Here is an 11596-nt window from a genome sequence, read left to right as displayed (position 1 = left end):
GACCTTTTCATGAAAAAGAGAGCTTTAATTAGTGTATTTGATAAAGAGGGAGTATTAGAATTTGCAAAATTCTTAAATGATAGAGACGTTGAAATTATATCAACAGGGGGAACATATAGACATTTAAAAGAAAATGGTGTGCCTGTAATTGAAGTAAATGAAGTAACAAATTTTCCAGAGATATTAGATGGAAGAGTTAAGACTCTTCATCCAATTATCCATGCAGGTATACTTGCTATTAGAGATAACACTGAACATATGAATACATTAAATTCAAGAGAAATTAATACAATTGATTATGTTGTAGTTAATTTATATCCATTCTTCCAAAAGGTTCGTGAAGATTTAAGTTTTGATGAAAAGGTAGAATTCATTGATATTGGTGGACCAACAATGCTTAGAGCTGCAGCTAAGAACTTTAATGATGTTGTAGTTATATCAGATAAAAATGATTATAAAAATGTAATGAATGAAATCGAAGAGTCAGGAGAGGTATCAACTAAGTTTAGAAAGAAATTAGCTGGTAAAGTATTTAATTTAATGAGTGCTTACGATGCTGCAATTTCAAACTTCCTATTAGATGATGAAGAATATCCAGAATATCTTTCAGTTTCATACAGAAAGAAACAAGGATTAAGATATGGAGAAAACTCACATCAAAGTGCAGCTTTCTATGAATCAACTATGGTAGATGGGGCGATGAATACTTTTGATGTATTAAATGGTAAAGAATTATCATATAACAACTTTAAGGATATGGATATTGCATGGAAATGTGTAAATGAATTTGAAGAACCAGTTTGTTGTGCATTAAAGCATAATACACCATGTGGAGTTGCATCAGGCAAAGATGCTTATGAAGCATATATGAAAGCTTATGAGGTAGATCCGACTTCAATATTTGGTGGAATTGTTGCATTCAATAGAAAAGTTGATAAGAAAACAGCAGAGGAAATGGTTAAGATATTCTTAGAAGTAATTGCAGCACCAGATTATGATGAGGATGCACTAGAAGTATTAAAGACTAAGAAGAATTTAAGAGTTCTTAAATGTCATAATGCGCCTAAGGACGACAAATATATGGTTACAGTAGATGGTGGAATATTAGTTCAAGAAGAAGATAAAAAGCTAATTGATGAGATAAAAGTTGTAACAGAGAAAGTTCCAACAGAAAAGGAAATGCAAGATTTATTATTTGGAATGAAAGTAGTAAAGTACGTTAAATCAAATGCTATAGTAGTTGCAAATGATGGAGTAGCACTTGGAATTGGAGGAGGTCAAGTTAATAGAATATGGCCAACAGAAGATGCTTTAAAGAGAGGGACTGGAGCTACAATACTTGCATCAGATGCCTTCTTCCCATTTAGAGATGTTGTTGATAAGGCAGCAGAGGCTGGAATTAAAGCAATAATCCAACCAGGTGGATCAATGAGAGATCAAGAATCAATAGATGCTTGTAATGAACACGGAATTGCTATGGTATTTACAGGACTTAGACATTTTAAGCACTAGAATATTTATAGTATAAATAAAAGCATAAGGAATATATCTTGTAACTTAAAGGATACAGCCTTTAAAGTCACTCTTCGATATATTCCTTATTGCTTTAATATAGGAATTTTAGTTATTTATATATTAATATTTAAGTTTTAATAGTTTTAAAAGGAGTTTTGAGATAAATGGATATACTTTTAATTGGATCAGGTGGAAGAGAACATGCTTTAGCGTGGAAATTAGCTAAGAGTAAAAGAGTTAATAAAATATATGTAGCACCAGGAAATGGCGGAACAGCAAAGGAAAAAAAGTGCACTAATATAAATATAACTGATATTGAAGAATTAATAAAATTTGCAAAGGGGAATAATATAGACTTAACAATAGTAGGACCTGAAGAGCCACTTATAAAAGGAATAGTTAATAGATTTAAAGAAGAGGAACTTAGAATATTTGGACCAGCAAAAGATGGAGCAGAACTTGAAGGAAGTAAGAGCTTTTCTAAAGATTTCATGAAAAAATATGGCGTTAAAACTGCTGAGTATGAAGTTTTTTATGAAGAGAATAAAGTTAAGGAATATCTTAAAACTTGTAAATATCCAGTAGTTATAAAAGCAGATGGACTTGCAGCAGGTAAAGGTGTTGTAATATGTGAATCTTTAGAAGAAGGATTAGAAACTATAGATTTATTTATGGTATCTGATATATTTAAGGGAGCAGGTAAGAAAGTCGTAATTGAAGAATTCTTAAAGGGTGTTGAAGCGTCAATTTTATCTATTACAGATGGACATACTATAATACCATTTCTTTCAGCAAAGGATCATAAGCAAATATTTGATGATAACAAAGGGCCAAATACAGGGGGAATGGGAGTCGTGTGTCCAAACCCATATGTCACAGAAGAAGTTTTAGAGGATTTTAGAGTAAATATAATGGATAAGACTTTAATTGGAATTAGAGAAGAAGGATTTGATTTTAAAGGAATTATTTTCTTTGGAATTATGATTACAGAAGATGGAGCTAAATTACTTGAATATAATGTTAGAATGGGAGATCCTGAAACGCAATCAGTGTTATCACTTATGGAAACAGATCTTTTAGAATTAATAGAAGCTTCTATAGATGAAAGATTAAATGAAATGGAAGTTAAGTGGAAAGATGAAGTTTGCTTAAATGTTGTAATGGCTTCAAGAGGATATCCAGCAACTTCAGAAACAGGTTATGAAATAAATATTTTAGATGATGTTAAAGATGATGTATTTATAGCAGGTGCAAAGATTGATGAAGATAAACTTATAACTAGTGGTGGAAGAGTTTTATCTGTTATCGGAAGAGGAAAAACTATAGAAGAAGCTAGAGAAAATGTTTATAAGAATATTGAAAAAGTTAACTTTGAAGGTGCATATTTTAGAAAAGATATTGGAAAAGCTAAGTAAATTACAAAATATAAAAAATATATATAAATTACAAGGAGTCTTTAGTTTTTAGCTAAAGGCTCTTATTAGCTATTAAAGTAATATTAATATATAGTTTTTAATTTTATATTTATGATATAATCATTTAAGGTATTTGGGTATTAAGTATTATTAGGAAAATAATACTTAAAAATTTTATAAGGGATGAAGGGTTCAAAAATGTTTGTAAAGTTTATAAAAAGGTCTTCTTGGTTAGTTGTAACACTAATAACAAGTATAATATTATTTTTAATGACTTTTTTAAGTATAAGGGATTTAATAAAGTCACATATACTATCAAATATGTCAGCACATGTATCAGTGATAATATATATAGCTTCAGCATTAATTATAGGATATTTGCTATATAGGATTAAAGATAAAAAGTATTTTTTACTAGCACTATTTATAGTAGCTTTAATTATAAGAATGGTATGGATTTTAAATATTAATAGTGAGCCAGTATCAGATTTCACTGAAATGTATAAGGGTGCTCAGAATATGTTGAATGGACAGACGGAAATTATAAAAAATAGTGATTATTTTAATACTTGGGTATACCAATTAGGATTTACATTTTTTCAATTTAATATAATTAAGTTATTTGGTGATTCTATTATTGTTTTAAAAATTACAAGTGCCATAATATCAGCATGTATTCCACTTGTAATTTATTTAATTTGTAAATCACTAAGAGATTCTAAGACTGCTAGAATACCTGCTTTAATATATTGTTTTTATATTACAAGTATAACTATGACTTCAGTTTTAACTAATCAGCATCTATCAACACTGTTAATTTATTTTGGTTTCTACATATTAATAAGTAAAGAAAAGAAGATTTTAAGTCTAATACTTTCAGGAATAATAATATCAATAGGAAATATTATAAGGCCAGAAGGAATAATTGTTATTATTGCAATAGTATTATTTTTACTGTTTAAGGATTTTGAAAATATAAAAACACCTAAGATATTTATGATTAATAATATAGGAAGACCTTTAATAATAGTAATTGTCTATTTCTTAACTAGTACTATGGTGTCTATAGGATTTAAAGAACTTGGATATACTGATTATTCATTGTCTAATAGAGAGCCTTATTGGAAATTTGTAGTTGGATTAAATCCAAACCATGGCGGACTTTGGAATTCAGAAGATGGAGATTTAGTAAATAGGTATCCATTAGGAGAAGAGAGAGATAATTACGAGAAGGAACTTATATTAGATAGACTTAAAGATAAAGACAGTATGCTTAACTTATTTAAACAAAAGTTTAGTTATATGTGGGCAAAGAATGATTGGGGAAGCATTGCTTTTTCATTAAATTATGAAGGGGCATCAGAAGAACTTGGAAACTCACTTTTAAAAATAGAAAAGATACAGTTTGTTGGAATAATTGTTTTGGCATTTTTATCAGTACTATTAAGCATAATAAGGAAGGTTAAGTTTAGTTATTACCATCTTTTTATGATACTTTTGATTGGATATATACTCGCACATTTAATAGTTGAAGTTCAGACAAGATATAGATATTTTATAATACCAACTATGGTTATATTATCTATAGAGATATTTTCATATATAGATATGAGATTAAAAAAGAAGCATCATTAAGATGTTTCTTTTTTATATTTTAATATTCTTATATATACAAATTTTAATAAAAGATGGAATGTATAAGAACTTTATTTATACAGAAAATATAAAAGAAGTTTTGGTTGTCTACAAAACTATAAACTTTAATTTTATAATAGCTAAGTTTAAATAAAGGAGGAATTTAAATATGAAAAATAAGCCAGATGATAGAAGAGACAACGTAGATAAAATACAATGTAACATAAGTGATACTATAAGAAATATTCATCGTGCTGAAGAAATGATTGAAAAGACAGATGATGAAAATACAAAAAGAGAATTAAGTGAAAAAAATGATAGAAGAGAACAAGCGCTTAAAGGTTTAAGAAAAGAAATTAAAGACGAAGCAATTAATGCAGAAATTAACTACAAATAAATTAATGATCTAGATTACATAAGTATATAAATAATATGGTTAAAAAATACTACCTATTATAGAATTTTATAATAGGTAGTATATATGATAAGATAAATTATTTAAAGTTTTTATAGTATTTAACTAAATCAGATTTCGATATAATTCCTTTATTTTGAGGAATCATAAGCTCGTCTACATCTTTGCCAATAAGCTTAGAATCTATTAAATATTCTTTATCTAATAAATTTTGAGCCCAATAGATTACCTTATCTACAGTAGGTGTATCCACTACACAAATCTCAGCAAAAGCTTTTATTATACATAATCCAAATTGAATATCTTCTATAAAGTATCTGGAGCTTAAATCAGGTATATAATTTTCAGAAGAAGCATTTGCCATTGGAGTTCTAATTCCTTTAAATCCAGGTGCAGTTCTAATTTCATTAGTTAATTCTTCAGGAACTGATATTTTATATCTTAATTTTATCTTTTCAAAATCATCTCTATTAAAATCATTAAATTCATTTAATGAATCTACTATTGTTTCTAATTCATCATCAAGTTTTAATAAAGTATCAGAAGCTAAATTTCCCCATTCTTCATAAAAGTACGGATTTCTGTCGTAAGTTACGCCAGATTTATAATCTTTAAAAAGTTCATAAAGCCTTGATGGATGCATAGTAGGGTTTGAAGGAGACAATGTTATTGATAAATAGTTGTCTAATGGATAACAATTAATGTCTATTAAATTAGTCATTGTCTTGCAAACACTATCTGAATACTTATGTGGTATTACGCTAAGTTTCATAAATTTATTTTTTTGTTTTAAGTGAACACATTCACCGTAAGATTCTAATCTTGTTATAGAAGGCACTCTTTGACTTCCAAAGAATATACACCCCTTTTCTAACAGCTCGTCTATAAAGAATTCTTTTCCACCAAATCCAGGTATAGCCCCTATTACAGTTCCTTGACTCACGTATTTACTTACTTCCTTTAGTGTCTTTTCCATCATGAAAGATGGGTGAGTTATTAAAATGTAGTCAGAATTACAAACAACTTCTTCTAAACTAGAAGTAATACAGTGCAATTTTACATCATGAGATAAATTTTTTTCTTCCTCAATTAAAACTAAAGTTTCTTTAAATGATTCAGGCTTGGATGTATGTATCCAAACTTTACAGTTTTCTTTTGTTGATGCATATGCAGCAAGATAAGTACCTATATTACCTGCACCTATTATTCCAATATTCATATTCTAATCCCCCTAGTCTTAAATTATAAATTTTATTAAGTATATGAAATTTTAATTAATACAGTTTGTTAACACAATATAAACTAAAAGTTTAAAAAAAATTAACAATATGATTAGATATTATATCATATTTACTTATAAATATTAAACTTTAGTATTTTAATATAATATTTTGTTTTAAGGAAAGACTATTATGAAAGAGAAGAATGAAAAAAGAATAAATAAGTATATATAATTAGTAAATAGTTAATATGAAACAGAAAGTTTAGAAATTTTAGTTGTTTTTATCTAAGTTTAAGATATTAGAAATTTATTTTAGCAATTTATAATAGGTTTTGAATTTATTTTAGTAATTTAATTACTTAAGTAAGTTAATTAGAGAAAGTAATAAAATAGAAAAAGTTTAAAAATTAAATTTAATAGTATACTGATTTTAAATATTATAATAAATTTTAACGTTTAAAATAGGAGGAATATATTATGAAAAAAGCGATGTTAGTATTAGTAATAGGATTAATTGGGTCATCATTATTAGTTGGTTGTGGTGGAGATAAAAAAGAAACAGCAAACAATCAAAATAATAATAGCCAAACAGAACAGGCAAAAGAAAATAATACTCCAGAATATAAGGAAGTATATAAGAGTGGTTTTTATGAAGTAGGTAAGGATCTACCAGCTGGTGAATATTTAATAATGAGAGATAAATTAAATAAGCAAGCAGAAACCTCAGTTGCAGTAACAAAAGATAGCAAAAAAGAAGATGAGATATTTGATGAAAGTATGATGGGAAATATTTATGTAATTTTACAAAACGGACAATATCTTGAAGTAAAGAATGGAGATATTTATCCAGTGGATAAAGCACCATCAAATACTCCAGAAGATAAAGTTTATAAAGATGGTATGTATAAGGTAGGAAAAGATATAAAAGCTGGAACATATGATGTTAAAGCTATAAAGCATAACGGATCTGATGATGGATCTATAGAAATTACTAAAGATAGCAGTCATAGCGATAAGAGTGTAATATCAAAGAAAGAATTTAAGGATACTGAAAAGGTAACATTAAAAGATGGTGAATATATAATATTAGATGATGCAGAAATTACTGTTAAATAATTTATTAAAATTTAAAAGCAGTTATCTATTATACTAGTATAATAGATAACTGCTTTTAAATTTTAATAAATTATTTAACAGTAATTTCTGCATCATCTAATATTATATATTCACCATCTTTTAATGTTACCTTTTCAGTATCCTTAAATTCTTTCTTTGATATTACACTCTTATCGCTATGACTGCTATCTTTAGTAATTTCTATAGATCCATCATCAGATCCGTTATGCTTTATAGCTTTAACATCATATGTTCCAGCTTTTATATCTTTTCCTACCTTATACATACCATCTTTATAAACTTTATCTTCTGGAGTATTTGATGGTGCTTTATCCACTGGATAAATATCTCCATTCTTTACTTCAAGATATTGTCCGTTTTGTAAAATTACATAAATATTTCCCATCATACTTTCATCAAATATCTCATCTTCTTTTTTGCTATCTTTTGTTACTGCAACTGAGGTTTCTGCTTGCTTATTTAATTTATCTCTCATTATTAAATATTCACCAGCTGGTAGATCCTTACCTACTTCATAAAAACCACTCTTATATACTTCCTTATATTCTGGAGTATTATTTTCTTTTGCCTGTTCTGTTTGGCTATTATTATTTTGATTGTTTGCTGTTTCTTTTTTATCTCCACCACAACCAACTAATAATGATGACCCAATTAATCCTATTACTAATACTAACATCGCTTTTTTCATAATATATTCCTCCTATTTTAAACGTTAAAATTTATTATAATATTTAAAATCAGTATACTATTAAATTTAATTTTTAAACTTTTTCTATTTTATTACTTTCTCTAATTAACTTACTTAAGTAATTAAATTACTAAAATAAATTCAAAACCTATTATAAATTGCTAAAATAAATTTCTAATATCTTAAACTTAGATAAAAACAACTAAAATTTCTAAACTTTCTGTTTCATATTAACTATTTACTAATTATATATACTTATTTATTCTTTTTTCATTCTTCTCTTTCATAATAGTCTTTCCTTAAAACAAAATATTATATTAAAATACTAAAGTTTAATATTTATAAGTAAATATGATATAATATCTAATCATATTGTTAATTTTTTTTAAACTTTTAGTTTATATTGTGTTAACAAACTGTATTAATTAAAATTTCATATACTTAATAAAATTTATAATTTAAGACTAGGGGGATTAGAATATGAATATTGGAATAATAGGTGCAGGTAATATAGGTACTTATCTTGCTGCATATGCATCAACAAAAGAAAACTGTAAAGTTTGGATACATACATCCAAGCCTGAATCATTTAAAGAAACTTTAGTTTTAATTGAGGAAGAAAAAAATTTATCTCATGATGTAAAATTGCACTGTATTACTTCTAGTTTAGAAGAAGTTGTTTGTAATTCTGACTACATTTTAATAACTCACCCATCTTTCATGATGGAAAAGACACTAAAGGAAGTAAGTAAATACGTGAGTCAAGGAACTGTAATAGGGGCTATACCTGGATTTGGTGGAAAAGAATTCTTTATAGACGAGCTGTTAGAAAAGGGGTGTATATTCTTTGGAAGTCAAAGAGTGCCTTCTATAACAAGATTAGAATCTTACGGTGAATGTGTTCACTTAAAACAAAAAAATAAATTTATGAAACTTAGCGTAATACCACATAAGTATTCAGATAGTGTTTGCAAGACAATGACTAATTTAATAGACATTAATTGTTATCCATTAGACAACTATTTATCAATAACATTGTCTCCTTCAAACCCTACTATGCATCCATCAAGGCTTTATGAACTTTTTAAAGATTATAAATCTGGCGTAACTTACGACAGAAATCCGTACTTTTATGAAGAATGGGGAAATTTAGCTTCTGATACTTTATTAAAACTTGATGATGAATTAGAAACAATAGTAGATTCATTAAATGAATTTAATGATTTTAATAGAGATGATTTTGAAAAGATAAAATTAAGATATAAAATATCAGTTCCTGAAGAATTAACTAATGAAATTAGAACTGCACCTGGATTTAAAGGAATTAGAACTCCAATGGCAAATGCTTCTTCTGAAAATTATATACCTGATTTAAGCTCCAGATACTTTATAGAAGATATTCAATTTGGATTATGTATAATAAAAGCTTTTGCTGAGATTTGTGTAGTGGATACACCTACTGTAGATAAGGTAATCTATTGGGCTCAAAATTTATTAGATAAAGAATATTTAATAGATTCTAAGCTTATTGGCAAAGATGTAGACGAGCTTATGATTCCTCAAAATAAAGGAATTATATCGAAATCTGATTTAGTTAAATACTATAAAAACTTTAAATAATTTATCTTATCATATATACTACCTATTATAAAATTCTATAATAGGTAGTATTTTTTAACCATATTATTTATATACTTATGTAATCTAGATCATTAATTTATTTGTAGTTAATTTCTGCATTAATTGCTTCGTCTTTAATTTCTTTTCTTAAACCTTTAAGCGCTTGTTCTCTTCTATCATTTTTTTCACTTAATTCTCTTTTTGTATTTTCATCATCTGTCTTTTCAATCATTTCTTCAGCACGATGAATATTTCTTATAGTATCACTTATGTTACATTGTATTTTATCTACGTTGTCTCTTCTATCATCTGGCTTATTTTTCATATTTAAATTCCTCCTTTATTTAAACTTAGCTATTATAAAATTAAAGTTTATAGTTTTGTAGACAACCAAAACTTCTTTTATATTTTCTGTATAAATAAAGTTCTTATACATTCCATCTTTTATTAAAATTTGTATATATAAGAATATTAAAATATAAAAAAGAAACATCTTAATGATGCTTCTTTTTTAATCTCATATCTATATATGAAAATATCTCTATAGATAATATAACCATAGTTGGTATTATAAAATATCTATATCTTGTCTGAACTTCAACTATTAAATGTGCGAGTATATATCCAATCAAAAGTATCATAAAAAGATGGTAATAACTAAACTTAACCTTCCTTATTATGCTTAATAGTACTGATAAAAATGCCAAAACAATTATTCCAACAAACTGTATCTTTTCTATTTTTAAAAGTGAGTTTCCAAGTTCTTCTGATGCCCCTTCATAATTTAATGAAAAAGCAATGCTTCCCCAATCATTCTTTGCCCACATATAACTAAACTTTTGTTTAAATAAGTTAAGCATACTGTCTTTATCTTTAAGTCTATCTAATATAAGTTCCTTCTCGTAATTATCTCTCTCTTCTCCTAATGGATACCTATTTACTAAATCTCCATCTTCTGAATTCCAAAGTCCGCCATGGTTTGGATTTAATCCAACTACAAATTTCCAATAAGGCTCTCTATTAGACAATGAATAATCAGTATATCCAAGTTCTTTAAATCCTATAGACACCATAGTACTAGTTAAGAAATAGACAATTACTATTATTAAAGGTCTTCCTATATTATTAATCATAAATATCTTAGGTGTTTTTATATTTTCAAAATCCTTAAACAGTAAAAATAATACTATTGCAATAATAACAATTATTCCTTCTGGCCTTATAATATTTCCTATTGATATTATTATTCCTGAAAGTATTAGACTTAAAATCTTCTTTTCTTTACTTATTAATATGTAGAAACCAAAATAAATTAACAGTGTTGATAGATGCTGATTAGTTAAAACTGAAGTCATAGTTATACTTGTAATATAAAAACAATATATTAAAGCAGGTATTCTAGCAGTCTTAGAATCTCTTAGTGATTTACAAATTAAATAAATTACAAGTGGAATACATGCTGATATTATGGCACTTGTAATTTTTAAAACAATAATAGAATCACCAAATAACTTAATTATATTAAATTGAAAAAATGTAAATCCTAATTGGTATACCCAAGTATTAAAATAATCACTATTTTTTATAATTTCCGTCTGTCCATTCAACATATTCTGAGCACCCTTATACATTTCAGTGAAATCTGATACTGGCTCACTATTAATATTTAAAATCCATACCATTCTTATAATTAAAGCTACTATAAATAGTGCTAGTAAAAAATACTTTTTATCTTTAATCCTATATAGCAAATATCCTATAATTAATGCTGAAGCTATATATATTATCACTGATACATGTGCTGACATATTTGATAGTATATGTGACTTTATTAAATCCCTTATACTTAAAAAAGTCATTAAAAATAATATTATACTTGTTATTAGTGTTACAACTAACCAAGAAGACCTTTTTATAAACTTTACAAACATTTTTGAACCCTTCATCCC

10 protein-coding genes are annotated in these 11596 nt (G+C 26.6%); 6 read left to right on the top strand and 4 right to left on the bottom strand.

The features are described 5' to 3' along the window. The first annotated feature begins 9 nt into the window (after positions 1-9). From purH to tlp (K5V21_RS17505), 4 genes are all read left to right on the top strand, one after another. Positions 10-1512 (top strand): bifunctional phosphoribosylaminoimidazolecarboxamide formyltransferase/IMP cyclohydrolase, encoded by a 1503-nt coding sequence (gene purH, locus K5V21_RS17490; protein WP_221862364.1) that lies wholly within the window; start codon positions 10-12, stop codon positions 1510-1512. A gap of 167 nt (positions 1513-1679) precedes the next feature. Continuing rightward, positions 1680-2930, top strand: a complete 1251-nt coding sequence (purD, locus tag K5V21_RS17495; protein WP_221862365.1) for a phosphoribosylamine--glycine ligase — start codon at positions 1680-1682, stop codon at positions 2928-2930. Between the two features lie 198 nt (positions 2931-3128). Then, positions 3129-4565 (top strand): glycosyltransferase family 39 protein, encoded by a 1437-nt coding sequence (locus tag K5V21_RS17500; RefSeq protein ID WP_221862366.1) that lies wholly within the window; start codon positions 3129-3131, stop codon positions 4563-4565. Between the two features lie 169 nt (positions 4566-4734). Further along, on the top strand, positions 4735-4962 hold the full coding sequence (gene tlp / locus K5V21_RS17505) for a small acid-soluble spore protein Tlp (protein WP_221862367.1): 228 nt from the start codon (positions 4735-4737) through the stop codon (positions 4960-4962). Positions 4963-5059: 97 nt separating this feature from the next. On the opposite strand, the gene K5V21_RS17510 is transcribed toward tlp (K5V21_RS17505), so the two are convergent. Then, complete coding sequence (locus tag K5V21_RS17510; RefSeq protein WP_221862368.1) at positions 5060-6199, bottom strand: NAD/NADP octopine/nopaline dehydrogenase family protein; 1140 nt, start codon at positions 6197-6199, stop codon at positions 5060-5062. 480 nt (positions 6200-6679) lie between these two features. Here K5V21_RS17510 and K5V21_RS17515 point away from each other — a divergent pair, with 480 nt between their 5' ends. Next, the gene (locus tag K5V21_RS17515; protein WP_221862369.1) at positions 6680-7318 is read left to right on the top strand and encodes a hypothetical protein; all 639 of its coding nucleotides are present in this window, start codon (positions 6680-6682) and stop codon (positions 7316-7318) included. Between the two features lie 70 nt (positions 7319-7388). Here K5V21_RS17515 and K5V21_RS17520 read toward each other — a convergent pair whose 3' ends face one another. Next, positions 7389-8027, bottom strand: a complete 639-nt coding sequence (locus K5V21_RS17520; RefSeq protein WP_221862369.1) for a hypothetical protein — start codon at positions 8025-8027, stop codon at positions 7389-7391. A gap of 480 nt (positions 8028-8507) precedes the next feature. Here K5V21_RS17520 and K5V21_RS17525 point away from each other — a divergent pair, with 480 nt between their 5' ends. Further along, entirely contained in the window at positions 8508-9647 is a 1140-nt protein-coding gene (locus K5V21_RS17525) for an NAD/NADP octopine/nopaline dehydrogenase family protein (protein ID WP_221862368.1), read from the top strand. A gap of 97 nt (positions 9648-9744) precedes the next feature. Here the strand turns inward: K5V21_RS17525 and tlp (K5V21_RS17530) are convergent, their stop codons facing one another. Continuing rightward, complete coding sequence (gene tlp, locus K5V21_RS17530) at positions 9745-9972, bottom strand: small acid-soluble spore protein Tlp (RefSeq protein ID WP_221862367.1); 228 nt, start codon at positions 9970-9972, stop codon at positions 9745-9747. 169 nt (positions 9973-10141) lie between these two features. Then, complete coding sequence (locus K5V21_RS17535; RefSeq protein WP_221862366.1) at positions 10142-11578, bottom strand: glycosyltransferase family 39 protein; 1437 nt, start codon at positions 11576-11578, stop codon at positions 10142-10144. Between the last annotated feature and the right edge of the window lie 18 nt (positions 11579-11596).

The organism is Clostridium sardiniense (genome assembly GCF_019753795.1).
Classification (GTDB): domain Bacteria; phylum Bacillota; class Clostridia; order Clostridiales; family Clostridiaceae; genus Clostridium; species Clostridium sardiniense.
Note: the sequence above shows the minus strand (reverse complement) of the source record. Positions and strands in the feature narration are given on the sequence as shown.